The organism is Rothia sp. HMSC072E10, from assembly GCF_001813965.1.
GTDB lineage: Bacteria > Actinomycetota > Actinomycetes > Actinomycetales > Micrococcaceae > Rothia > Rothia mucilaginosa_A.
Map to the genome: position 1 here is coordinate 382,290 of NZ_KV814491.1, position 24,215 is coordinate 406,504.

Consider the following 24,215-nt stretch of genomic DNA (forward strand, 5'->3'; position numbering starts at 1 on the left):
GGGGGGGGGTCCAAGTATGATTCCTTGTGAATCATACACTCACGTCATACTAGGCTCCTCATGCAACGGCCGCTTGAGGACGCCGAAAGGAAATCATGGCACAAAAGATTATCGCCGCTGACGGTTCTGTCTACGTTAAGAAGAAGCCCTTCTACCTCCGTTGGTGGTTCATCACTCTCGTTATTCTTGTTCTTCTTGGTGGTTGCGCTTCGGTGATGGGTGGTGGCTCCAGCAAGTCTACGAGCGCTTCTTCATCTTCGGCGGCTGCCGATTCTTCTGCCGTTGCTGAAGCTTCTCAGGAATCTGGCGGTGAATCTTCCTCTGCAGGCGCGGCAGAATCCAACACGAAGCAGAACGATAACAACGTTCCCACCGAATATAAGTCTGCTTTGAAGAAGGCTGAATCGTACTCTCGCACCATGCACATGTCTAAGCAGGGTATCTATAACCAGCTCACCAGCGAATTTGAGAAGTTCAGCCCCGAGGCGGCCCAGTACGCTGTGGACAACGTGAAGGCTGACTGGAACGCGAATGCCCTGGAGAAGGCTAAGAGCTACCAGAAGACGATGAGCATGTCTCCCGAGGCAATTCGTTCTCAGCTGACTTCTTCGGTTGAAGGATTCACCGAGGAAGAGGCCGATTACGCAGTCTCCCATCTGAACTAATTCAACAGATAATTTAGAAGCCGCCCGGTGCGTGGATACAGTATCCACACACCGGGCGGCTTTGTTATGCTCCGAGACGCTATTCGCCGCGGCTAGAAAGGCTACTCGTTCAGGCCCAGAAGCTCCAGCGAGTGCTCATACTTAATGTGCAGGCAGGAGCGGGTCGGCTCGTCCAGCTTTGCCAGACGGTGCGGGTCCAGGTTGTCCATGATGTCAGCACGCTTCACCAGACGGGCCAAATCGTTGGCGCGAACACGTCCCAGGTACGAAACGCGCGACTCACCGGGGCGGCGGGTCAGCGCCTCGACGGCGTCCACAATCTGAGGGGAGAAGTAGCGAGCCAGGTAGGGCAGCGACACTCCGGTATCTTCCACCGTGTCATGCAGCAGGGCGACAATCTGTACCTCAGCCTTCAGCTCCTCCAGGGAAGTGTCGGGAGAGGTCGAGGATGCCATCTCAGAAACGAGCTTGCGTGCCCCCAGGGCAACACGACGAGGGTGAGAGATGTAAGGCCAGCCGTTGCGGTCCGTCTGTCCCTCATGCGCCTTATCAGCGATGCTGTCTGCCAGGCGAATCATCTCTTTGTAGTAGCTATTCGTCACGAGAACCTCCGTTGGTTACGACTCGATCAATTGACGCTACCGGCTATACAAACCGAGGTATAGATAGCTGGTACCCCTACTGTACGGCACCCTGTCAAATACCACCAGAGAAACGCCATAAGAGCGCTTAAATACGTAAATATGACGGGCCAGTCGGGAGGATCGGGAAGCTTATCGCCCGCACCTGACGTTGGGTATCATTCCAGGGAAGATGCGCGCGAGGGCGGGAGGCGCTGTGCGCGAAATCTGCGAGCGCTCGGGAACGAACGCGGGCGCGGGTTCGGACGGCCCAACCGGGCGCCGGCTCAGCCCCGCTCGGTAGGCCCCGCGACGGGGGAGCACGACCCGCCCTTCGTCTCAGCAGACGACCAAAAAATTCCAAACTTTTTTCGGAAGATTTGTTCGTCGAAACCGCCCAATACAACGAACGTTTAGACCCGTTTGGACCTCACCGATAGCAGCTCATCAAACGAAAAAAACGCGCGATTCGGAGGGGTGCTCCGGGGCACTAAAAACCCCCTTTTTTCCCCGGAAATAAGCGCTAAACTTGGGGTAACCAAACATCGGAGAACACCATGGCAGAGCTCTACGAGCGCTTCGTCGCCCTGTATCCCTACCCCCACGAGCGAATCCGCCACGGCGCCCCACGAGCCGAACTCAACCGGCGATACCTCGAACACCTCTACGAGGGCAAGAATAAGGGAATAACCCCCATCGTGGTTGCCCTTGACTCCACCCTGCTCGGGACCATTGAGAACAACGTATCCATGCGCACCTCAACACCCGTCGGGGAGATTACCGCTGACACGATTCAGCAGTACGCGGTTGAGCTCCTCGTGGCCCAGTACGAACACCTGCGACAGGTTGGCGTGGAACGGGCCGCGCACGAGGCTTTCCGGAGCCTCAACGAGACCACCTACCTGAACGTCTACCGGCACCTCATGGAACACGGTGAGCTCAGCGAGGAAGACCTCAACGCACCGCTGGACGCGGAATACCCCTTCGAGCTGACCGCCGGGGTCCTCAATGAGAAGGTCAAAGCCACCGATATCGAGCGGGCCTCCGAACTTCTCATCGTGGACATGCCGGTTCAGGTTGCTTCCGACGTCTTCGCGTACTTCCCCTTCGGCGGCTGGGACGTCAGCCCCGCCCCCGAAACCATGCTGGCCATCGCCCGCTACTGGCTGGAACGCGACGACGCCTACCCGGCGGTCATCGCGGCCGAATTCATCGAGTTCTACACGCCGGTTCCCGTGACCACCCGCCGCGACACCGAGATTCTGGCGGTCGAGCACACGATGGTCTCCTCGGCAATGCCGGTGCGCGTCTACCGCGGCTTCGACAAGCTCGTGGAGGCGCTCTACGGCCAGCACGACTGGTACCTGTGGTGGGAGCAGCTCCCGGCGGCAGTGGTCGTCGAGACGCCCTAAAGGCGGCTGAACTCAACCCGGGGTAAAAGCGTAAGGGCGGGGTGACTCTTCACCCCGCCCTTACTCTCTGCGGGGGTTTACCGTGCGTCACCGCCCCAGTCCGCCTATTTCAGCTCGTCCACACGACGCGCCCGCAAAGCCCGAGCGGTCGCCGTCGCGTAATCCACCGCCTGCACCACCCAGGGAATCAGTAGGCGCCAATACATGCGGCGCGGAAGGTCACGCGCCACCGCCGCCCGCTGCAGGGCACCCCAGCGGTCCACGAGCGCCGGGATGGAACGAATCATGAGGGCAATCAGCAACCCCAGACGCTCGGGCGAAAGACCCATAAAACGCAGGGGTGAGCACAGCCGCACAAAACCGTCAAACAGAACCGGCAGGGGAGTACTCACCAGCAGAGTACGGGAAGCGTAGAAGGCCGTCAGCATGGTCGCGATGGCATCCGCACCGGAAGCGTATTGGCCCGTCAGCACGTAGTAGGCGGCCATAATCAGCAGCAATAGCGCCAGCGTTCGGACCACCAGCCACAGCTGGGAGGCGGACACCCCAGCCCACAGCGCGCACAGCGTGGCCGCAGCCAAAGCCACCAGCGCCACCTGCCAGCCGGTCACCGCCAGCACAATGAACAACCCAAAGAAAAGCGTTCCCTTGAACCACAGCGGCGCCCGATGCACCGGCGTGTTCAGCGGCTGGTAGAAACCCACCAGCAGGGTGCCGGGGTTGAAGCCGGACCCCCGGGAGGCGGGGCGAGGATTCACACGGGGGTTCGCGCGCGGCGTGTTAGCGCTCATGCGCGCCTCCCGCTGAATCCGTACCTTCGGCTGCCCCCTCATTCGGGAACCCCTCGGCACACCACAGCCGGTACCGCTGCACCATCTGCGCCGCATCCCCCCGGGCGAGCAGGCACCCGTCGTGAATGATTACGGCTTCATCGCAGGAGGCCGCCAAATCCAGATCGTGCGTGCTGAGCACCAGCATCTGGTCCAGGGACTCCAGGTGCTTCAGTAACCGCGCCCGGTTCCGCAGATCCAGCAGGGTAGTCGGCTCATCCAGCAGAAGGATCTGCGGGCCAGCCGCAAGAACGCTGGTGAGGGCCACCAGCTGCTTTTCGCCTCCCGAGAGGGTGAAGACGCTCTGGTTCTCCAGCCGCTCGAGGCCGCGCTCGCGCAGGAGCTCACGAACCCGCTCGCGGCGCTGCTCGCCGTTGAGCGCGGTTCTCTCAACGGCCGCGGCGCGGCGCAGGCTCAGGTCAATGTCTTCTGCGACGGTAGGCATGATGAGCTGCGCCTCCGGCTGAGCGAAGAGCATCCCCACGCCCTCGAAAGCGCCCTGCGAGCCGATACCGTTGGAGCTGCGGCTCGGCGCCTGCAGGGTGTCCACGCCGTTGACGCGCACAATGCCCTCGTCCGGGTGGGTGAGCCCGTTAAAAAGCCCCAGCAGGGTCGATTTGCCGCTACCGTTGAGGCCCAGCACCGCGGTGCGCTTCGCGGTGAAGCGCAGGCTCACGTTCTTGAGGATACGGCGATGCCCGCCTTCGGGCAGTTCGGTGAAAACACTCACCGATTCGAGCTCGAGGGCGGGCATGCTAGTGGAGGCGCTATCCGCCTGCTCGCTCTGCACGGTCTGCGGTGTACTCTGGCGCGGGGAGCGGCGGAAAAACATAGCTTCCTCTCGGGTGGTTTGGAGGCGTCTCTAACGCTGGGTGGAAGTCAGGGACGGGAAGGCGCGGCGCACCGACAAGCCGACCAGAACCGCGATGACGGACTTCACCAGATCCCAGGGAACGAATACCATGGCCGCGTTGAACGCGGCGATAAAACTCATGTGGGCGTTCACCATCATACCGGCGATGCCGCAGGCGGTCAGAACCACAAAACCGCAGAAGTTTGCCAGCAGGGCCATGAGGAAAGTGGCACCGATCGAGCGGGTGTTACGGGTGAACAGGTAGGCGAGGGTGCCGGCAATGGCGGCGAAGGGCAGGAAACCCAGCAGATAGCCGGCGGTCGGGGATGCGAGCGACCCCAGGCCCGCGCTGCCCCTCGCGAAGATGGGCAGGCCGGCGAAGCCAACCAGCAGGTACAGCGCCACGGCGGCGGTGGCGCGCTTGCCGCCGAGTACCTGGGCGGTGATGTAAATACCGAGGGTCTGGAAGGTGAAGGGAACGGCAATGCCGCCGAGGGTCATTGCGGGCATGATGGCCAGGGCGGCGATGAGGGCCGCGAAGACGGCGATGAGGGAAAGGTCGGTGGCGACCGAGCTGCGGGCGGCGTCGTTGCGGCGCGGCGCGGATTCGCGCGTGGGTTCGGACATCGGCGTGTACTCCTTTGGGTACGGATTTGGTGGGTCGGCTCGGGGGAGAACCGGAGGGGCCTGGTTCGTGTGGCGTCATTGCGCGGCGGCGAAATGCCCCTGCAGAACATTACCATTGAACAGTGTTCGATAGGTATCCTACACCCGTCACCACAGAAATAAAAGCAAACCCACATGCACGCACGGCATCCCTGCACTAAAATTGATGGGGTGCTCGCCCAGTGGTTCTCCTCTTGGGAATCGGCCCGGAGCACCAACACCACGCAGACCGTCCCACCCGAAAGACACCCATGATTGCCGTACAGAACCTTGAACTGCGCGCCGGCGCGCGCCTGCTGATGGAAGACGTCACCTTCCGCATCGACAAGGGCGACAAGATCGGCCTGGTGGGCCGCAACGGCGCCGGCAAGACCACCATGACCAAGGTACTGGCCGGACTCACCCTGCCCGCGGACGGCACCGTCACCCGCAGCGGCGAGATTGGCTACCTGCCGCAGGACCCCAAGGTGGACGACATGAGCCAGCTGGCCCGTGACCGCATCCTCTCGGCTCGCGGCTTGGACGGCGTGGCCCGCAAGATGCGTCAGGCCCAGGAAGACATGGCCAGCGAGGACGAGGCGGTGCGCGCCAAGGGCCTGCGCCGCTACGACCGTCTCGAGGCAGAGTTTATTGCCGGCGGTGGGTACGCCGCCGAGTCCGAGGCCGCGGTCATCACCTCCAACCTGGACCTGCCCGAGCGCGTGCTCTCCCAGCCGCTATCGACCCTTTCGGGCGGTCAGCGTCGCCGCGTGGAGCTGGCGCGCATCCTTTTCTCGAACGCGGACACCATGCTGCTGGACGAGCCGACCAACCACCTGGATGCCGACTCGATCATGTGGCTGCGGGACTTCCTCAAGAACTTCTCGGGTGGCCTGCTGGTCATCAGCCACGACGTGGACCTCATGGAGCTCGTCGTCAACCGCGTCTTTTACCTGGACGCCAACCGCTGCGTGATTGACCAGTACAACATGGGCTGGAAGAACTACCTGGCCCAGCGCGAGCAGGACGAGCACCGCCGCAAGCGCGAGCGCGCCAACGCCCAGAAGAAGGCGAGCGCCCTCATGGAGCAGGCGAATAAGATGCGAGCCAAGGCCACGAAGGCCGCTGCCGCCCAGCAGATGATTAAGCGTGCCGAGAAGCTTCTGCGCGGCCTGGAGGAGGAACGTCAGGTGGACAAGGTGGCGGCAATCCGTTTCCCGGATCCGGCCCCCTGCGGCAAGACCCCGCTTTCGGCGGAGGGTTTGTCGAAGTCTTACGGCTCGCTCGAGATTTTCACGGGCGTTGACCTGGCCATCGACCGCGGCTCCCGTGTGGTGGTGCTGGGCCTGAACGGTGCGGGTAAGACCACGCTGCTGCGCATGCTTGCCGGCACGACGAAGCCCGATACCGGCGAGGTCATCTACGGTCACGGCGCGAAGCTGGGATACTTTGCCCAGGAGCACGAGATTCTGGACGGCGACCGCACCGTATTCGAGAACATGAAGTCCGCGGCGCCCGACCTGGACGACACGCGAGTGCGCACGATTTTGGGTTCCTTCCTCTTCTCGGGGGATGACGTGGATAAGCCGGCCGGCGTTCTCTCCGGTGGCGAGAAGACCCGTCTTGCCCTGGCGACGCTCGTGGCCTCGAGCGCGAACGTGCTGCTGCTGGATGAGCCGACCAACAACCTCGACCCGGCCTCCCGCGAGGAGATTTTGCATGCGCTGAAGGCGTACCAGGGAGCAATCGTCATGGTTTCGCACGATGAGGGTGCGGTGGAGGCGCTCAACCCCGAGCGCGTGCTGCTTCTGCCGGATGCGGTGGAGGACCTCTGGTCGAAGGAGTACCAGGACCTCATCTCGCTGGCCTAAAACGTAATTCGCCAGCATAAAGGTAAGGAGGCTCCGGCGCCGTATGGTGCCGGGGCCTCTTTCGTGTTTTTTATGGAGTTACCTTCTCGAATATCACGAAAAAATGTGACCTGACCCGTGGGGTTGTATTGCTTTCTGGTCGTATATGCCTATATTGCTCATTAGTGCATTGGGTTTGTGGGTGGAACCTTATGAATCACAGGCACTATTTGACGAAAAAACAATGTTGCCTTGTGGGTTTTTATATTTCAAAGAAACGTTTTCACCCGAGATATTCGAGCGTACGTGTGGGGTTTTTGAATTTTTCGTGTGTGCCTACTGACATTGTGGGATTTTTGGTAGAAACACAACATCCTTCGGGTATAGACTGGAGTTGTTCCCGCTGATGCGAGGACGCACAAGCGAATCTAAAGCTCGTCACCATCGACGAGCTGACGCGGGGGAGAGGAAACTCCCGCCCGCTCATGAATGGAGAACACCAATGCACAACACTGAATTCGAGAAGTACCCCACCTCCGGTGAAGAGAACGTTGAGGTTGACGTCTTCTGGCCCATCCAGGACGCTTAGTCTCTTAGCCCGACAGGTTCGGGATGATTATTGCGAGGCACCCCGCCGCTTCCTAGTGAAGTGACGGGGTGCCTTCGTGTTTTGGGGTGGTTATATATTCTGCCGCCGAGCTGCTGCGGGGTCGCTTTGTCCTCGGGATGTTGGCTCGTAAAAAACCATCCGTGAGGCTGCGGTGCTACTTTACGGCGTGGACGCCCAGTCCAAACGTCTGGAGCGGGTACTCCGCGAATCCCATCATGGCGGCGGCGTACCATCCAATGTAGATGCTCAACGCGAGGGTCAGGGCCTTTTCGCGTACGCTACCGGCGTCCCCCAGGATGGGCAGTGCCATGTAGCCGCTCTTCTTCCACAGGGGCGAGGCCACTAGCGGTTTAATGACGATGGGGTAGAGCGGGAGTAGGCCGCGGGTGGTGAGCAGATCGCCGATGAGGTGAATCGTGGCGCCCACCGAGAAGGCCCAGGGGAGGAGCGTGAGCGAATCCGTCGTGTAGGCGGCGTAACCCAGTGCGACGGCGCCAATCCATCCGCCCGGGGCTCCCAGGACCCGCAGGGCCAGGCCTCCCGAGAAGGCAGCCAGAAGGAGTGAAGCCCACGGGATGCCGTTGTAGCTAATGCTTGCGCTGAAGTACGCGATGGCCCAGAAGGCCATCAGGCCCAGAATGGAGTGGGTGCCCTTGCGGTGACCGCCGCTCACGGCCCCCACGATGCGTGCCGCCCACCGCGAAACGGGCGGGATGGAATTCGCGATACTGCCGTTGTGATGGTCAATGTCCGGTAGCATGCCGGCCCCGGCGCACGCCAGGGTCGTGACAACGAGCGTGGGAGTGTCCGGAACCTGCACAACTCCCGTCTCGACCAGGGCCAACCAGCCGGCGGCGGCGCTGACGGTGTGCGAGTATCCCATCATGGGGGTTGCCTCCTGGAGTGCTGGTGGGCGCTGGGGGTGCGCGGAGAGCGCCTCAATCTAAAGCTATTAGAACAAATATAGCATATATCGAAAGTAGTTTCGATTGAGGGGTAGTCCCTTCGCCGAGCCCTTTCCGCCGGCTACTCGGAGGAGTCCGCCATGGAGCCATCGAAGGGTAGCGTCTGCTTCCAGAACTCGCGCTCGCGCAGGTAGTTCTCCAACCAGCCAACGTGCTCCGAGCAGGCCAGCCAAATCTTTCGGCGCTCGGGGGTGTGTACCTTGGGGTTGTTCCACAGTAGCTGGAACTCCGCCGCCTGCCGGCACCCCTTACGCGAGCACTTCGCGTACTCGGGCTGCGCATCCTGCGAGAGCGAACCCAGAAGATCCATGATTCCCAATCCTTTCACGAACGGTACGGGCGCCTCCGCCGCGGAGGCACCATGAGTTAGTCTACGCGCGGGCGCAGCGTGTATAAAGGGCGTTCTCGAGGCGCGATAGGGTAGTGACGGGGGAGCGAGTGCGGTGTAGCCTGCGGCACCTCGAGCGTAAAACGCGGTAAAATAGGCTTCGACTGTCCATCCGTCCACACCCCGGCCGCGGAGCCGCTGCATCGGCGCCGACCGCGAGGGGTCGACTCACCAAGGAAGCTCATGAGCGAAAACACTCCCAAGACCGTCCTGGTCACCGGCGGTAACCGAGGCATCGGCTACGAAATCGCCAAGGAATTCCAGGCATCGGGCCACAACGTCTGCATCACCTACCGCAGCGGCGAGGCTCCCGAAGAATTTTTCGCCGTCAAGGCGGATGTGCGCGACGCCGACAGCATTAACGAAGCTTTCAAGGCCATCGAGGCGGAATACGGCCCCGTTGAGGTGCTGGTTGCCAACGCCGGCATTACCCGCGACATGCTCCTGATGCGCATGAAGGAAGCCGACTTCACCGACGTGATTGACACGAACCTCACCGGCTCGTTCCGCGTGGTGCAGCGCGCCATCAAGGGCATGCTCAAGCTCAAGCGCGGCCGCATCATCCTCATCTCCTCCGTGGTGGGCCTGTACGGTTCGCCCGGCCAGGTCAACTACTCCGCCTCCAAGGCGGCACTGGTCGGCATGGCCCGCTCCATCACCCGCGAGCTGGGCGGCCGCAACATCACCGCGAACGTGGTGGCACCGGGCTTCATCAACACCGCCATGACCGATGTTCTGCCCGAGGAAACCAAGAAGAACTACCTCGCCTCCATCCCGGCCGGCCGCTTCGCAGAGGCCGAAGAGGTTGCACGCGTGGTTCGCTGGCTCGCCTCCGACGAGGCAAACTACATCTCCGGCGCCGTCATCCCCGTGGACGGCGGCCTGGGTATGGGCCACTAAAACCCGCAAAGACTGCATCCCGGCGGGGGTGGCGGTACGACTACCGTCCGCCCGTCGCGCGGCTCGTCGCACCGCCGCCTGCGTGCGCGGGCCGCGCCACAAGACATCGACGTTGCACGCAACGTTAGACACCATCGTTGAACAACACAAAGGACGTACACCGAATGGCACAGCTGACCGGCAAGACCATCATCATCACCGGCTCCTCCCGAGGCGTCGGCGCAGACACCGCACAGATTCTCGCCGCCGAAGGCGCCAACATCGTCGTGAACTACCGTTCCAAGGCACCGCGCGCCAACAAGATTGTCAAGGCCATCGAAGAGGTCGGCGGCAAGGCCGTCGCCGTGCAGGCTGACGTGACCAAGGCCGAGGATCTGCAGACCCTCGTCAACACCGCCGTCGAGACCTTTGGATCCCTGGACTACCTGATTCTGAACGCCTCGGGCGGCATGGAGACCGGCATGGGCGAGGACTACGCGATGCGCCTGAACCGCGACGCCCAGCTGAACCTGGCACGCCTGGCCGCAGAGAAGATGCCCGAAGGCGGACGCATCGTCTTCGTGACCAGCCACCAGGCGCACTTCATCCGCGAGGTCGAGACCATGGACGAGTACCAGCCCGTCGCCGAGTCCAAGCGCGCCGGCGAAGACGCCCTGATTGCCGAGATTCCCGCCCTCTCTGAGAAGGGTATCTCCCTGGTCGTGGTCTCCGCCGACATGATTGAAGGCACCGTCACCGCAACCCTGCTCAACCGCCTGCACCCGGGCGCCATCGAGCAGCGCCGTGAGACCGCGGGCAAGCTCTACACCGTCAACGAGTTCGCCCACGAAATCGCGAAGATGGTTACCGCAGACGTCGAGACCGGCCACGTTGAGCTGGTCGGCGGCGCACGCGGCTTCATCGACTAAAGACTCCCGCCGCGGCGGCACCCAACGCAGGGTGCCGCCGCGCACCTCCTCACCCGCGCCACCCGTCACCGGATGGTGCGGGTGAGCGAGGCATCACCCACCCGCCAATTCACTGGAAGAAGAACCATGAGCACCGTACTCAACCTGCAGAACGTTTCCGTCGTCCGCGGCGGCCGCAAGATCCTCAACGACGTTTCCTGGACCGTGAACGAAGGTGAACGCTGGGTCGTGCTGGGCCCCAACGGCGCCGGTAAGTCCACCCTGCTCTCCGTCGCGGCGGCCCGCCTGCACCCCACCAGCGGCGAGGTTGAGATTCTTGACGAGACCCTCGGAGCGGTCGACGTTTTCGAACTGCGTCCGCGCATCGGCCTGTCCTCCGGCGCCTCCGCAACCCAGATTCCCGCCACCGAGAAGGTCTCCGACGTAGTCGTCACCGCCGCATACGCCGTTTCCGGCCGCTGGAACGAAGAATACGACGTCATGGACGATGAGCGCGCCACCGAGCTGCTGGCCGAGTGGGGCGTCGACACCCTTGCCGACCGCACCTTCGGCTCCCTCTCCGACGGCGAGCGCAAGCGCGCCCTCATCGCCCGCGCCCTCATGACCGACCCCGAACTGCTGCTACTGGACGAGCCCGGCTCGGGCATGGACATCTCCGGCCGCGAGGACCTCGTGGAGCGACTGACCGCCCTGGCCGCTGACCCCTACGCACCGGCCACCGTGCTCATTACCCACCACCTCGAGGAGATTCCCTCCGGCTTCACCCACGCCCTGATGATTCGCGACGGCAGCGTGGTTGCGGCCGGCCCGATTCTCTCCACCATCACCGAGGCCAACCTCGCCGCAACCTACGACATGGACCTGGCCCTGACCGTGACCTCGTCGGGTCGCTTCTCGGCCTTCAAGCGCGCATGAGTCGAGGCCCCAAGCAGCTGACCGCCGAGCAGATTGCCGAGCGCGCCGAACGCGTCTACGCAATCGAGTCGGTCACGCCCCTGGATCAGGCCCCCGAGCAGCAGCTGCGGTACTACACGCAGCTGACCGATGTGAAGCTGCGTAGCGCCCTGGAACCGCAGTGGGGGATTTACATTGCCGAATCCTCCAAGGTGATTCGTCGGGCGCTCGCGGCCGGTCATCAGCCTGTCTCCTTCCTCATGAGTGAGAAATGGGCTGATGACCTGGCGGACGTCCTGCGGGAACACCCGGGCACCCCCGCCTACGTGGGTAGCGAGGAGCAGCTGGAGCAGGTGACCGGCTTTCACCTGCACCGCGGCGCACTCGCGGCAATGGCCCGCCCGGCGCCTCAGCCCCTGCAGGAGCTACTGAACGGGGCGCGTCGCGTAGCCATTCTAGAAGACATCGTGGACCATACGAACGTGGGCGCGATTTTCCGTTCGGCGGCGGCCCTGGATGTGGACGCCGTGCTGGTCACCCCGCGATGCGCCGACCCGCTGTACCGCAGGTCGATTCGCGTGTCGATGGGTACCGTATTCCAGGTTCCGTGGGCCCGGCTGCAGTCCTGGCCGACCGACCTGCAGACCCTGCACGAGCTGGGTTTCAGAAGCGCAGCCATGGCCCTGGAGGAGGACTCCCTGAGCCTGGATGAGCTGGCCGCCCGCGGCGATGAAAAGCTTGCGCTCATCCTGGGCACCGAGGGGCACGGTCTTTCGCCGCGCACCCTGGCGGCCTGCAACGATACCGTGATGATTCCCATGTCCCACGGCGTGGATTCGCTGAACGTGGCCGCGGCGAGCGCCGTCGCCTTCTGGGAGACGCGCCCGCGCTAGGGGCCGGTCGAACGCGGCGGGAAATCGTTACGTGATTGGCCGCGGCGCTGGGATTTAAACCCTAAAGGTGGTACCCTTAACGGGTTGTGCTCGCCCATGCGGGTGCAATGGTGATGCGCTCTCAAGTTTTCTCGACAGCCGCACATCGAAAAACCTACTCCATCTATATAAGGGCTACTGGCAAAATCCAGTAGCAGAAGAAGGTAAATCAATGAAGGCAGATATCCACCCGGAATACAAGCCGGTTCTGTTCCGCGACCTCGCATCCGGCAAGGTCTTCCTGACCCGTTCCACCCGCACCTCCGACAAGGTTGAGAAGTGGGAAGACGGCAACGAGTACCCGATCATCGAGGTTGAAATCTCGTCCGAGTCGCACCCGTTCTACACCGGTAAGCAGCGCATCATGGACTCCGCAGGTCGCGTCGAGCGCTTCAACGCACGTTTTGCAAACTTCGGCAAGAAGGCTTAATTCTTCCCGAAAGATTGCGCCGTATAGCGTTTTAAAGGCCCCGCTTCCCTTGGCTTTCAAGGGGGGCGGGGTTTTTTCGCTAGAACGTGAGGAACGCTGTACTGCCACGGGCGGGATAGGGTGCCCGCTACACAGCTGACAGCGCTACAATGGGAAAGTATTTTGCGAGGTGTGCACACACCGCCCTTCACTAGCACCGATGATGCTCCGGCTACCACATCACCGGGGAATTACGGCGAAATGGGCGTTGCCTTCTCGCCTATCACCACTTCAAACAAAGGATAATAATGAGCGACGAACACTCTGAACCGTCGCAGAAGAAGAAATGGATTAAGCGTACCCTGCTGATTCTGCTGATTCTTCTGCTGGTTATCGCCCTCGGCGTTGGCTTCTTCCTATGGCGTGCCGGCCATACCTGGGATAGCCAGACCGAGAAATTTGATTCCATCACCAAGGTGGATGAAGACCAAGCCAAGATTAAAGAGAAGCTTGGCGAGGCAAAGCCACTGAACGTTTCCGAGCTGCAGGCACCGAAGGTCACCAACCAGAATGGCTCTTCCTCTGGAGAGGGTGCCGAGGCCGCGCTGGCCGCTAACGCGAGCGAGCATGATAAGAACGGCGACGGTATTCTCGATGACGGCTACAGCTACGACGTCGTGAAGGGACCGGGCCAGAACATCCTGCTGCTCGGTAGTGATACCCGTTCCGGTTCTGAGGCTGCTCTGGTGAGTGGTTCTCGTGCGGACACCATCATGCTGATGCACATTCCCGCCGACGGCAAGGGTGTGTACATCATCTCGATTATGCGTGATACCTGGGTGAACATCCCCGGCTACGGTCCCGCAAAGATTAACGCGGCGCTGAACTACGGCGGTATCTCTCTGCAGGTGGCAACCGTTGAGAACCTGGTGGGTGTCAAGATCGACCACGTGGCTGAGATTGAATTTGAGGGCTTCAAGTCCCTGGTTAACGCTGTTGGCGGCGTGGACGTTCAGGTTCCCTTCGCGTTCACCAGTAACGTCTGGACTTTTACCCCCGGTGTGATGCACATGAACGGTAGCGCGGCGCTGACCTTCGTGCGTGAACGTTACTCTTTCGCTGATGGTGACTATCAGCGTGTTCGTAACCAGCGTGCATTCCTGCGCGGTCTGTACAGCACGATGAAGGCTAAGGGCGCGCTGAGCAATGTTGCTTCTTTCCAGTCTGCTGTTGAGTCTCTTGCTGGTTACATGCGTGTGGACTCCGGTCTGAACGCAATGCAGATTGCTCAGCTTGCGGCTCCGGTGCTGACCAGCGGTGACACCTCGATGCACATGACGACCCTGCCGAACGCCGGCCCGGGTTGGTCGTACGATGGCCAGTCCATCGTTCTGGTTAACCAGGCGGCAAATGCTCAGCTGGCAAACGCGCTGCAGCACGATACGATGGATCAGTTCATGGCTACCTACGGCCAGGACTAACCTCTCCTTACCCGGTGCGGGTTTAGGAACGAGGGCGGCCCCTCACCGAAAGGTGAGGGGCCGCCCTCTGCTATACCCGAGCTGAACCGTTTCGTGGGTTTCCCGATAGTGCACCCACCGCGGATGGAGTGGAAGATTCTTCTGGAAAGTTGAACACACAAAGAGAGCGTCAGAGAACGGCGGCGTGCCGTTCTCTGACGCTCTCTTAAACGGGGGAGGACTACACCGAGGTGGTGGAGGAGTCCTGCGCGGATTCGTACTCCTCCTCGTCCGCCTCCTCTTCGATGTACTCTTCGTCCTCGTAAATGTCGTACTCGTCGGCCCGGCGACCGAAGTAGAAGGCCACCGCAGCCACGGCACCACCCATGATTGCAATCAGGATACCGAGAATCGGGGTCCAGAGCATCGAAATTAGGCCGGCCAGCAGAACCGCCAGGCCAGCACCCTTGACCAGGTTCAGCAGTCGCTCACGTTCCGAGGGCTCGTAGTACTCCTCTTCCTCCAGAGTGTACTCAATCACCGGCTTCTCGGCGACCGGCTCATCAGCAGACGGCTCGGATGCTGAGGAACCACCGGTCAGGGAGCTGATAAACCCACGGCGCTTCTTCGGCGCCTGAGCCGCAGTCTCGGCGCGGTGTCGCTCACCCTCGCTCGGCACGTAGGCTGCGGGCACCTCGTACTCTTCACCGGCCGGCAGCAGAGCCGGAACATTATTGGGCAGAGTCTCGTACCATTCCTGCGGAATGTCGACCGGGCGTGCAGCCTGAACGGTCAGCGACAGCTCCAGAGTGTTACCACGAATCGTACCCCAGGCACTTGTGAGGCGATCGTGCTCAAAGGCATAGCGAATCACGGGGGCCAGCTGTTCAGACATCTGGGTGCTCAGGCGACCCACCAGCTTGCGATCGTGACGCACCTCCACGCTATCGACCACACGACCGTCGGAGGTCTTCAGCTGGTTAGCCTCCAGGGTCAGAATCACGCGACCCTCACCGCTGGGCGGCAAAATGCTGTGCAGGTATTCGGAGTGCTCCTTCTCGTCCAGAACCTTCATGGACGGTCCCTGGGGGAGCAGGGTGGCACGGGTGGGCGCATCGTTGAGGGGGAACAGTGAACCGGGTGCGGACAGGGAGAGCACACCGGAGCTCTTCACGCGCATGTCACCGTTCTCGATGCGAACGGCCACGGCGGAGAGCTGCAGATGCGCAATCGGCTCGTACCCGGAGGCAACCACGCGGGTGATGGGCTCCCAATAGGCCGCCGAATCGGCAGCGCTCATGCGACCGACCTTGAACTCGTCAATATAGACGGCAATGCTATTCGGCTCGTAGGGGTTATCAGGCTCGGGGACGAGTCGCGCTTCACCGTACCAGATGCGTTCACGGTCGATGTGCAGTTCCTCAAAAACTTGGAGGGTTTCCGCTTCATAGTAATCGTCGGTGACAATTTCGACGCTACCGCGATCACCGAGTGCGTAGTCGACCACTGAAAACTCCTTCTGATCCGTGTCTAAATGAGCTGATACCTAGTCCATTCTCTCATGGTTTACGGGCGCACAGCTCACATATGCGGGTGACGTTTATCTGTCTTTTCTTCCGGCTCTCTTCCGGCCTACGCGGTGCGGCATCCCTGCCGGGTAACCTTCTCCGCGCACGCTCTGCACCGGGACGCGCAAGACGCCGCTCGGCACATTCCCGGGAATATACCGGGAGCGCGCCGAGCGGCGGTTCATCATTGCGGGACGCTATGGCCCGCATCCTAAGCGTAAGCGCTTAGCTTGGCTACTACTTAGCCTGCAGGGAGGCGTTGAACTTCTGAGCCACAATCGAACGGTGGCCGTGATCCTGAGCCTCCAGCACCAGGCGGCGCAGAGCCGAGGGAGCCTCGGGGTTTGCCTCCAGCCACTGCTGAGCCAGCTTGACCGACGGGTTGTCGTCCACGCCGAGGCCCTCGGTCGAACCGGTGTTGTACGGAGCCTTCGGGTACAGGCCGCGCACAATACGCGAAGCCATACCAATCGAGCGGGACTCCCACACGCCCAGCAGGGCCTCAAAGTAGGGGCCGTAGTACTGCTCGCGCAACTCCACCGGGCCGCGCACGTAACCATTAATGGTCGAGGCCAGAGCATCGTTCGACAGCGACTCGTCGTCCATGATGGTCTTGTACGCGGCAGCCTTGCGCTCGGCGTTCGGCAGAGCGGCCATTGCGTACGCGTAACCGTTCGAGGAAATCGAGGAGGGGCTGTACTTGGAGGCACGCTCCAGCTCCTCCACGGTGACCAGGTTGCGGCTTGCGAGCGCACCCAGGGCGCTCCAACCCAGGTTCTGGTCGTAGGGGATGCCGGTCGCATCTGCGATATCGCCGGTGGTGTCCTCGAATGCACCGCGGGCAATGTCGCGGCAGAGCTCCTCGCCCTTGGTGGCGTTGGTCGAGACCGAGATCAGGCCGCGCAGCAGGATCAGCTGCTCGTCCGAACCGGGCTTAGCCTGGGCCAGGGCGGCGGAGAATGCGTCGTAGAGGGCGTCGTAGAGGCGTTCGCGGCCGGTGGGTGCCGAGAAGGTGGCGATGGCGACCTGCGAGTTGTTGACCATGGTGCCCAGCAGGGATGCGCTGGGTTCCTTGGAGACATTGCGGACGACCGCATCCACGTAGGTGGTGACGGGCAGGCGGGCGTCGCGGACGTTCTCCCAGAGGGAGCCCCAGATGAGGCCGCGGGAGAGCGCGGATTCGAGGGTGGAGACGCCCTCGATGGCGGCCTGCAGGCCGTCCTCGTCGGTCAGGGCGACCTTGGCGTAGGTGTGGTCCTCGGCGTTGAGCATGAGCAGGTCGGCCTCGCCCACGAGCTTCTTCTGCTCATCGGTCAGCTCCACACGGTACTCGGAGACGGGCTCTGCCGGGTACTCGAGGGAGAGCACGCCGGTGGAGATGAGCTTGCCGTCGGTCAGCGCGAAGGTTTCCAGCTTTGCCACGTGGGGGCGGCCCAGACCTGCGGGCTGCTGTGCGGGCAGTTCCTGGGTGAGGATCAGGTCGGTGAGCTGACCGTTTTCGCCGTAGACGCGCTTGGTGCCCAGCGCGGACACGCCAGAGGTCTGCAGCCATGCGTTAGCCCATGCCTGCATGTCGCGGCCGGACACCTCGTTGAGTACCTGCAGGAAGTCGTTCAGGGAGGTGTTGCCCCACTCGAAGCGCTTGAAGTACACGCGTGCTGCTTCGATGAAGGTGTCGAAGCCAACGTAGGCGACCAGCTGCTTGAGGACCGAGGCGCCCTTAGCGTAGGTGATGCCGTCGAAGTTCTGTGCTGCGGCTTCCAGATGGGGGATATCAGCGACGATGGGGTGGGTGGTGGGCAGCTGGTCCTGCATGTAGGCCCAGGCCTTGCGGTTGTTAGCGAAGGTGACCCACGCATCCTCGAAGTGGTTAGCTTCCTTGGCACCCAGGGTACCCATGAAGTCTGCGAAGGACTCCTTGAGCCACAGGTCGTCCCACCACTTCATGGTGACCAGGTCGCCGAACCACATGTGCGCCATCTCGTGGCAGATGGTGTTGGTGCGACCCTCCAGGTCGTCCTCGGTAGCGCCGGAAACGAAGATGTAGTCCTCGGTGAAGGTGACCAGGCCGGGGTTCTCCATAGCGCCGATGTTGTATTCGGGCACGAAGGCCTGCTCGTACTTGGGGTACGGGTAGGGGTAGTCGAAGAGATCCTGGAAGAAGTCCAGGCCGTTCTCGGTGACCTTGAAGATGTGGTCGTAGTCGAAGTGCGGCTTCAGGGACTGGCGGCAGTAGGCGACCAGGGGAATGTCACCGCTGTTGACCTTGCTCTTGGGCTTGTAGGTGGTGGTTGCGGTGAAGTACTCGCCGGCCAGGATTGCGGTGATGTAGGTGGAAATCTTGGCGGTGGGGGCGAAGACGCGCTTGGAGACGGAGTCGTCGGAGGGGTCGGTCACCTGCGACTCGAGCACGGCGTTGGAGCTAACGACCCAGTCCTTGGGTGCGGTAATGCGGAAGTTGAAGACGGCCTTCAGGTCGGGCTGCTCGAAGTTGGGGAAGACGCGGCGGCAGTCGGAGGGCTCGTACTGGGTGTACAGGTACACGCGACCGTCGGAGGGGTCGAAGTAGCGGTGCAGGCCCTCGCCGGAGCGGGAGTAGTAGGAGCGGCCGTGGATGGTCAGCACGTTCTCGGCCTTCAGGTTGGCCAGACGGATGCGTGCGCCGTCAACGACTTCGTCCAGCTTCAGCTCGACACCGTTGAGCTTGATGGAGTCAATGCTGTGGTGAATGTAGTCGATGAAGGTTTCTGCGCCGGGGGTGTTGCAGGAGAAACGGACGGTGGTTGCGGTGGGGTAGGACTCGAATTCGGGGTCCTTGGCGTTCGTCAGGTCGACGTGTACGTCGTAGCTATCAACGCTGATAAGAGCCGAACGTTCTGCGGCTTCTTCGCGGGAGAGGTTCTCGTTGTTCATAGTTCCTTATTCTAATCGTTCCTGAAAGAAATCTGGGAGTTTGCGGGCCGTTCCCGTCATATAACCTCCGCGGAGTAGGGGACGTGAGGGTATTCTGGCGGATGCGCACGGCTCCTAATCACTCGCGAACCCTCCGCACAATAGTGTGATGCATAACATGCTTTCTTGATTTGCGGAGATCCCCGAAAGTCCGTATAGTATTACGTGTTGCTTCGAACGGCACCGCAAGGAAAACGTTCGAGAGTCACCTGCGCGGGTGGCGGAATAGGCAGACGCGCTAGCTTGAGGTGCTAGTCCTCGCATTTAGAGGGTGGGGGTTCAAGTCCCCCCTCGCGCACAGATAATCCCCGGTTCTTCGGAACCGGGGATTTTTGTATGCCCGGTAAAAAGTACACAAAAAAGTAGCGGGGCGAGGCTCCATGAGGAACCCCGCCCCGCTATCTAGTTCACCCCGCTAGTGCAGGGCTTGAAACTCGCTGCGCGAACCGTATTACTCTGCCAGGCGCTCCGGGTCGGTGGTGACCAGAATCTTCACAGCGGTCTCGTTGTGGTGAATCAGGGTGTCGAATCCCTTGTCAATCAGGTCCTCCACAGCAATCTTGCCGGTGATGAAGGGCTTGAGGTCAATCTTGCCGGACTCAACCAGCTTGATGGTCTCGGGGTGGGAGTTCACGTAAGCGATGGTGCCGCGGATATCGATCTCCTTGAGCACAATCTTCTGAACATCCAGGGAAGCGGGCTTACCCCAAATGGAGACGATGACGACCTTACCGGTGGGCTTGAGGGCATCCAGAATCAGGTCCAGAGCGGGCTGAACGGAGGTGCACTCGAAAGCGATGTCGGCGCCACGACCGTCGGTCAGCTTGTGAATCTCGGCCAGAACGTCGGTCTCAGCGGGGGAGAAAGCGTAGTCGGCAACGCCGGAGTCCAGAGCCTTCTGGCGGCGCAGGGAGGACAGCTCGGAGATGATGACCTTAGCGCCCTTAGCCTTCAGCACGGCGGAGGTCAGCAGACCGATGGGGCCGGCACCGGTGACCAGTGCGTATGCGCCTTCCTTGAACTCGCCGGCACGCTCAACAGCGTGGTAGCCAACGCTCAGGGGCTCAATCAGTGCAGCCTCGTCCAGGGGAATGTTGTTAGGAATCTTGTGAACCCAGCGGCGCTTGACGGCAACCTTCTCGGACAGGCCGCCACCGCGACCTGCCAGACCGATGAAGTTCATGTCCTTGGACAGGTGGTAGTCCTTGGACTCGGGGCCGGTGTAGACGTCATCAGCAATGATGTAGGGTTCGACGACGACGTGGTCGCCGACCTTCAGGTCGTCAACGCCCTCGCCCAGGGCCTCAACGACACCGGAGAATTCGTGGCCGAGGGTCACGGGGGAGTCCTCACCGGAAATCGGGTGGGGGTGGCCATGCTTGGGGCAGAAGATGGGGCCGTCCAGGTATTCGTGCAGGTCGGTACCGCAAATGCCGCACCATGCGACCTTAATCAGAACCTCGCCCGCAGCGGCTTCGGGTGCGGGGATGTCTTCAATGCGGATGTCGTTACGGTCGTAGAAGCGTGCTGCCTTCATGGGATGGAGCTCCTTAAACGTATTAAAACGTGGTTGTGGCGTCTCACGGCGGTGTGCATCTGCCAGGTAGTTACCATCGGGTTCTGCCGTGGTGAGCGGTAGAATGACGGTGCGCGCTCGCGAGGTCGAAAAGGGGACAACCTGCGGATGCGTTCACCGAGATAGTGAACTTTCCTGCCGACATGCTCATCGCGACGCCGGTTGTAGGAGGACGGTAGGATTACCGCTCTCACTGCTTAACGCTACTCCTGTGAAGCGCAGAAAACTAGGCGACATACAAAAAATCTTTTATGTGACGCACATTTCTTCATAAAGTTATCTTGACCTACCGAATAGGGTTACTTCGACCCTTCATGTGCGGGTTGGCTAGCGTAGGTGATGCGCGCACGGTAGCGTAGAGTCCATGAGCACGAACCCCGCAAGCACTCCCGAAAATCCCGCTGCACCCGAGGCAAAAACTACGCTTGGAGCGGAACCCTCTCGCCCCGAACAGCCAGCCCCCACCGTGCACCGCTACGCCGCACCGGATGCCGACCGTCAGCGCGGCAGCGAGTACGCCGAGGTGCTCGCTTACGAGACGCAACAGCGCAAGAACGCCACCGACCGCCGCATCGGCAGAGGCAAACACCACGCCGGTCACCCCGCTGGTCACCACGGAGAACCCGACGGCGGAGGCTCTCTGCCCGGCCCGCGCCCCAAGAAACGCCCGAGCAATCGCCACGGCAAACCTTTCGGTCATCGCCTCGACCACGACTGCGGCCTGGACGATACCCGCCGTGCCCTCGCGGACTCCATCGCCAACCGCGCCAGCGATCTCACCGAAATTCTTCGGGCGATCCACGCGCATCCCGAAACCGCCTACCGCGAGCGCTTCGCCTCATCCACGCTCGTCGAGGCAGTGCGCACCGCGCACCCGGACCTCACCGTCACCCACCCCGCCTTCGGAATCGACACCGCCTTCGCGGTCGAGCTGACCAGCGCCGACTACGACCCCGAAAAGCACCGCACCATCGCGATCCTCTCCGAGTACGACGCGCTACCGGGCATCGGGCACGGCTGCGGCCACAATGTTATCGCCACCGCCGGCCTCGGAGCGTTCCTCGCCCTGGCGGATGCGCTCGCGGCTACCCCGGATGCCTTCAGCGGGCGGGTACTCTACTACGGCACTCCCGCCGAGGAGTCCGAAGCCGGCAAGGAGCTCATGGCCCGCGCCGGCGCCTTCGACTCTGTGGATGCCGCAATCATGGTGCACCCCTACTTCATGGACGTGGCGGACCAGGCGTGGCTGGGCCGCCGCGAATGTCGCGTCACCTACACCGGCGTGAGTGCGCACGCCTCCTCGCATCCCTTCATGGGACGCAACGCGCTGGATGCGGCCAGCCTCGCCTACCAGGGGCTCGGCCTGCTGCGCCAGCAGATTCCCGGGTCCGACCGCATCCACGCGATTATTGACCGCGGGGGAGAAGCACCGAACCTGATTCCCGCCACCGCGAGCCTACACATTAATATCCGCTCCAAGCACGCCCCCACCCTGCGAGCGCTCTCGCGCCGCGTGGAGGAGGTACTGCGCGGTGCCGCCCTCATGGCCGGGGTTTCCGCTGAGGTGACCTGGGATGGCTCGCCCATGACCATGCCCGTGCGCACCAACGGGCCGCTACTGAAGCGGTGGGTGGCCTCCCAACGTGCCGTGGGTCGGCACCCGTACCCGCCCGGGACCGTGAGCGATACCCTGGCGGCCTCCACGGATTTCGGTAACGTGAGCCTGCGCGTGCCCGGTATTCACCCGCTCATCGGCATCGCGCCGGAAGGCACCGGCATGCACACCGAGCAGTTCGCGCTCGCGGCCAACACCCCCGAGGCTGTGGCCGGCGCACTGGATGCCGCCTTCGGCCTGGCGTTTGTGGCGGTGGATTACCTGGTGGACGACGAGCTGGCCCGCGCGGTGCGCACCCATTTTGAGGAGGCCGGCGGCGCCGTGGATGTGGAGGGCTACTTCGCCGGGTAGTAGTCGCGTGCCGTGGTCTTCGGGGCCGTATTGGGGTTTCCGGCCCCCGCGGGTTTGTCGGGGTTCGCGCTCGCACCGCTCGGGGGCAAGATACCCAAGTGACCCAACCGGCAGATGTGAGATTGCTCAAAAGGTCAGAACCGCATTATTTGGTTTTATGAGCGAAAAACATCCCCGCACGCTCATAAAGTCACCATGACCCATCAGAGAAGACAAATTAACCCCACACAAAACGCAAATTCTTCGGCATAATAGAACATAACGAAGCGAGGCACCGGGAAACACCTCACCTCGGCCACACGTGCACCCCGCACTGTGCGCGGTGCAACAGAACCCCGAGGCACACACCCCGCTTCGCCATCCCGCGAGAAAACACTCGCACAGCACAGATAACTCTCACGAAAGAGGGCATACAGCAATGAACGGTGTCAACACCCCCACCAAGCTCGGCGTCATCGGTGCAGGCGGCGTCGGTAGCGCAACCGCATACGCAGCAATGGTTCGCGGTTCCGCCGATGAAATCGTCCTGTACGACATCGACGGCAAGCGCGCTCACGCAGAGGCACTCGACATCGCCCACGGCGCAATGTTCGCTCACGAGGCAACCGTCACCGGCGGCGACGATATCGAGCTGCTGCGCGATTGCGACATGATTATCATCACCGCAGGTGCCCGCCAGAAGCCGGGCCAGCCCCGCCTCGAACTGGCCGGTGCAAACGTTGCTATCCTCGAGAAGCTGCTGCCGAACGTGCTTTCCGTGGCCCCCAACGCCATCATCATGCTCGTCACCAACCCCTGCGACGTGCTGACCGTCGTGGCCCAGAAGATTACCGGCCTGCCCGCCAACCGCGTGCTCTCCTCCGGTACCGTGCTCGACTCCTCCCGTCTGCGCTGGCTGATCGCAAACAAGGCCGGCGTCTCCATCAAGAGCGTTCACGCGAACGTCGTTGGTGAGCACGGCGACTCCGAGTTCCCCGTCTGGTCCGCAGCCAACATCGGCATGGTCCCCCTGACCGAGTGGGAGCAGGACGGCAAGCAGCTCTTCACCGAAGAGGTCCGCACCGAGCTGGCCACCGAGGCTATGCGCGCAGCCTACAAGGTTATCGAGGGTAAGGGCTCCACCAACTACGCCATCGGTATCTCCGGTGCACGTATCGCCGAGGCATTCCTTGGCGGCCAGAACGCAGTGCTGCCGGTCTCCACCACCATCGCAGGCGAGCTCTACGGCTTCAAGGACGTTGCACTGTCCCTGCCCACCATCGTCAACCGAGAGGGTATCCAGCGCGTTCTGCCGGTTCCCATGAACGAGGCTGAGATGGCACAGCTGAAGGCATCCGCTGAGGCAATCCGCGCCTCGGCCGCATCGCTGGGCTTCTAACAGCTAGACCCGGGGCCAGCGCCCCATGAGAGCCCGCCGCATCCGTCACAGTACATGACCGGATGCGGCGGGCTCAGTCTATGGGTCGTAACGTATGACGGGCGAAAACACGCCACGCTCCCGTAGGTAGTAGAATAAAGAGCATGAGCACTGATCCTCGCACTGAACTCACCCGCCTCCTCGACGCGCTGGAGGCCCACCTGTCCGCCGTGATTGAACGCAACGGCGAGCACGACCCCGCCATCGATGAGGCCTACGTAGAAATTGCCAACGCCTTCGAGGCTTACGAAGACGCCCTCTTCGAGGCCTACGAAGAGGTCACCCCCCTGAGCGTGTACGGTGATGACGAGGAAGACGATCTCGAGGAAATCCTCGACGACGAAGACGATATCGACGACGACGATATCGAGTACGAGGACTAATACACCTCACCA

General features: G+C 62.0%; 21 protein-coding genes and 1 tRNA gene. 13 read left to right on the top strand and 9 right to left on the bottom strand.

Annotated elements, in window-relative coordinates; translation table 11 throughout:
• The first annotated feature begins 95 nt into the window (after positions 1-95).
• The gene (locus HMPREF2944_RS06890) at positions 96-665 is read left to right on the top strand and encodes an Ltp family lipoprotein (RefSeq protein ID WP_070681833.1); all 570 of its coding nucleotides are present in this window, start codon (positions 96-98) and stop codon (positions 663-665) included.
• A gap of 101 nt (positions 666-766) precedes the next feature.
• On the opposite strand, the gene HMPREF2944_RS06895 is transcribed toward HMPREF2944_RS06890, so the two are convergent.
• Entirely contained in the window at positions 767-1,267 is a 501-nt protein-coding gene (locus HMPREF2944_RS06895; protein ID WP_049334154.1) for an HD domain-containing protein, read from the bottom strand.
• A gap of 575 nt (positions 1,268-1,842) precedes the next feature.
• Here HMPREF2944_RS06895 and HMPREF2944_RS06900 point away from each other — a divergent pair.
• Positions 1,843-2,697, top strand: coding sequence for a DUF4253 domain-containing protein (locus tag HMPREF2944_RS06900; protein ID WP_070681836.1), 855 nt, complete (start codon positions 1,843-1,845; stop codon positions 2,695-2,697).
• A 104-nt stretch (positions 2,698-2,801) separates the two neighbouring features.
• Here the strand turns inward: HMPREF2944_RS06900 and HMPREF2944_RS06905 are convergent, their stop codons facing one another.
• The 3 genes from HMPREF2944_RS06905 to HMPREF2944_RS06915 are packed head-to-tail and all read right to left on the bottom strand — an operon-like array spanning position 2,802 to position 5,007.
• Positions 2,802-3,488: an energy-coupling factor transporter transmembrane component T family protein gene (locus HMPREF2944_RS06905; protein ID WP_070681840.1), complete on the bottom strand. Its 687-nt coding sequence runs from the start codon at positions 3,486-3,488 to the stop codon at positions 2,802-2,804.
• Positions 3,478-4,359 (bottom strand): energy-coupling factor ABC transporter ATP-binding protein, encoded by an 882-nt coding sequence (locus HMPREF2944_RS06910; protein ID WP_070681844.1) that lies wholly within the window; start codon positions 4,357-4,359, stop codon positions 3,478-3,480. The genes HMPREF2944_RS06905 and HMPREF2944_RS06910 overlap by 11 nt, the downstream gene beginning before the upstream one ends.
• A gap of 30 nt (positions 4,360-4,389) precedes the next feature.
• A complete protein-coding gene (locus tag HMPREF2944_RS06915) occupies positions 4,390-5,007 on the bottom strand; it encodes a biotin transporter BioY (RefSeq protein WP_070681847.1) in 618 nt (205 codons plus the stop codon).
• A gap of 290 nt (positions 5,008-5,297) precedes the next feature.
• On the opposite strand from HMPREF2944_RS06915, the gene abc-f reads away from it, so the two are divergent.
• Entirely contained in the window at positions 5,298-6,896 is a 1,599-nt protein-coding gene (abc-f, locus tag HMPREF2944_RS06920) for a ribosomal protection-like ABC-F family protein (RefSeq protein WP_049334159.1), read from the top strand.
• A 743-nt stretch (positions 6,897-7,639) separates the two neighbouring features.
• Here the strand turns inward: abc-f and HMPREF2944_RS06925 are convergent.
• Both HMPREF2944_RS06925 and HMPREF2944_RS06930 read right to left on the bottom strand, forming a co-directional pair.
• Positions 7,640-8,371 (bottom strand): metal-dependent hydrolase, encoded by a 732-nt coding sequence (locus tag HMPREF2944_RS06925; RefSeq protein ID WP_070681850.1) that lies wholly within the window; start codon positions 8,369-8,371, stop codon positions 7,640-7,642.
• 140 nt (positions 8,372-8,511) lie between these two features.
• Positions 8,512-8,760, bottom strand: coding sequence for a hypothetical protein (locus HMPREF2944_RS06930; RefSeq protein WP_049334161.1), 249 nt, complete (start codon positions 8,758-8,760; stop codon positions 8,512-8,514).
• A gap of 261 nt (positions 8,761-9,021) precedes the next feature.
• Here HMPREF2944_RS06930 and HMPREF2944_RS06935 point away from each other — a divergent pair, with 261 nt between their 5' ends.
• The 6 genes from HMPREF2944_RS06935 to HMPREF2944_RS06960 all read left to right on the top strand — a co-directional run bounded on the left by HMPREF2944_RS06935 (position 9,022) and on the right by HMPREF2944_RS06960 (position 14,362).
• Positions 9,022-9,738, top strand: a complete 717-nt coding sequence (locus HMPREF2944_RS06935) for a beta-ketoacyl-ACP reductase (protein ID WP_049334162.1) — start codon at positions 9,022-9,024, stop codon at positions 9,736-9,738.
• A 164-nt stretch (positions 9,739-9,902) separates the two neighbouring features.
• Positions 9,903-10,646 carry an SDR family oxidoreductase gene (locus tag HMPREF2944_RS06940; RefSeq protein ID WP_070681853.1) on the top strand — a complete coding sequence of 248 codons (744 nt, stop codon included), beginning with the start codon at positions 9,903-9,905 and terminating at the stop codon, positions 10,644-10,646.
• 126 nt (positions 10,647-10,772) lie between these two features.
• Positions 10,773-11,561: an ABC transporter ATP-binding protein gene (locus tag HMPREF2944_RS06945; protein ID WP_070681856.1), complete on the top strand. Its 789-nt coding sequence runs from the start codon at positions 10,773-10,775 to the stop codon at positions 11,559-11,561.
• Positions 11,558-12,433 carry a TrmH family RNA methyltransferase gene (locus HMPREF2944_RS06950; RefSeq protein WP_070484370.1) on the top strand — a complete coding sequence of 292 codons (876 nt, stop codon included), beginning with the start codon at positions 11,558-11,560 and terminating at the stop codon, positions 12,431-12,433. The genes HMPREF2944_RS06945 and HMPREF2944_RS06950 overlap by 4 nt, the downstream gene beginning before the upstream one ends.
• A 211-nt stretch (positions 12,434-12,644) precedes the next feature.
• Complete coding sequence (locus HMPREF2944_RS06955; RefSeq protein WP_049334166.1) at positions 12,645-12,902, top strand: type B 50S ribosomal protein L31; 258 nt, start codon at positions 12,645-12,647, stop codon at positions 12,900-12,902.
• Positions 12,903-13,189: 287 nt separating this feature from the next.
• Entirely contained in the window at positions 13,190-14,362 is a 1,173-nt protein-coding gene (locus HMPREF2944_RS06960; protein WP_049334167.1) for an LCP family protein, read from the top strand.
• A 220-nt stretch (positions 14,363-14,582) separates the two neighbouring features.
• On the opposite strand, the gene HMPREF2944_RS06965 is transcribed toward HMPREF2944_RS06960, so the two are convergent.
• Positions 14,583-15,848: an HIRAN domain-containing protein gene (locus HMPREF2944_RS06965; RefSeq protein WP_070681859.1), complete on the bottom strand. Its 1,266-nt coding sequence runs from the start codon at positions 15,846-15,848 to the stop codon at positions 14,583-14,585.
• 298 nt (positions 15,849-16,146) lie between these two features.
• Complete coding sequence (gene pepN / locus HMPREF2944_RS06970; protein ID WP_070681862.1) at positions 16,147-18,822, bottom strand: aminopeptidase N; 2,676 nt, start codon at positions 18,820-18,822, stop codon at positions 16,147-16,149.
• Positions 18,823-19,072: 250 nt separating this feature from the next.
• Between pepN and HMPREF2944_RS06975 the strand changes: the two genes are divergently transcribed.
• Positions 19,073-19,159, top strand: a tRNA-Leu gene (locus HMPREF2944_RS06975).
• A 153-nt stretch (positions 19,160-19,312) separates the two neighbouring features.
• Here HMPREF2944_RS06975 and HMPREF2944_RS06980 read toward each other — a convergent pair.
• The gene (locus HMPREF2944_RS06980) at positions 19,313-20,398 is read right to left on the bottom strand and encodes a 2,3-butanediol dehydrogenase (protein ID WP_049343316.1); all 1,086 of its coding nucleotides are present in this window, start codon (positions 20,396-20,398) and stop codon (positions 19,313-19,315) included.
• A gap of 403 nt (positions 20,399-20,801) precedes the next feature.
• Between HMPREF2944_RS06980 and HMPREF2944_RS06985 the strand changes: the two genes are divergently transcribed.
• The 3 genes from HMPREF2944_RS06985 (at position 20,802) to HMPREF2944_RS06995 (ending at position 24,203) form a co-directional block, all read left to right on the top strand.
• On the top strand, positions 20,802-22,403 hold the full coding sequence (locus HMPREF2944_RS06985) for an amidohydrolase (RefSeq protein ID WP_070681865.1): 1,602 nt from the start codon (positions 20,802-20,804) through the stop codon (positions 22,401-22,403).
• Between the two features lie 418 nt (positions 22,404-22,821).
• Positions 22,822-23,781, top strand: coding sequence for an L-lactate dehydrogenase (locus HMPREF2944_RS06990; protein WP_049343314.1), 960 nt, complete (start codon positions 22,822-22,824; stop codon positions 23,779-23,781).
• A 143-nt stretch (positions 23,782-23,924) separates the two neighbouring features.
• Positions 23,925-24,203 (top strand): hypothetical protein, encoded by a 279-nt coding sequence (locus tag HMPREF2944_RS06995; RefSeq protein ID WP_049334173.1) that lies wholly within the window; start codon positions 23,925-23,927, stop codon positions 24,201-24,203.
• Positions 24,204-24,215: the final 12 nt, after the last annotated feature.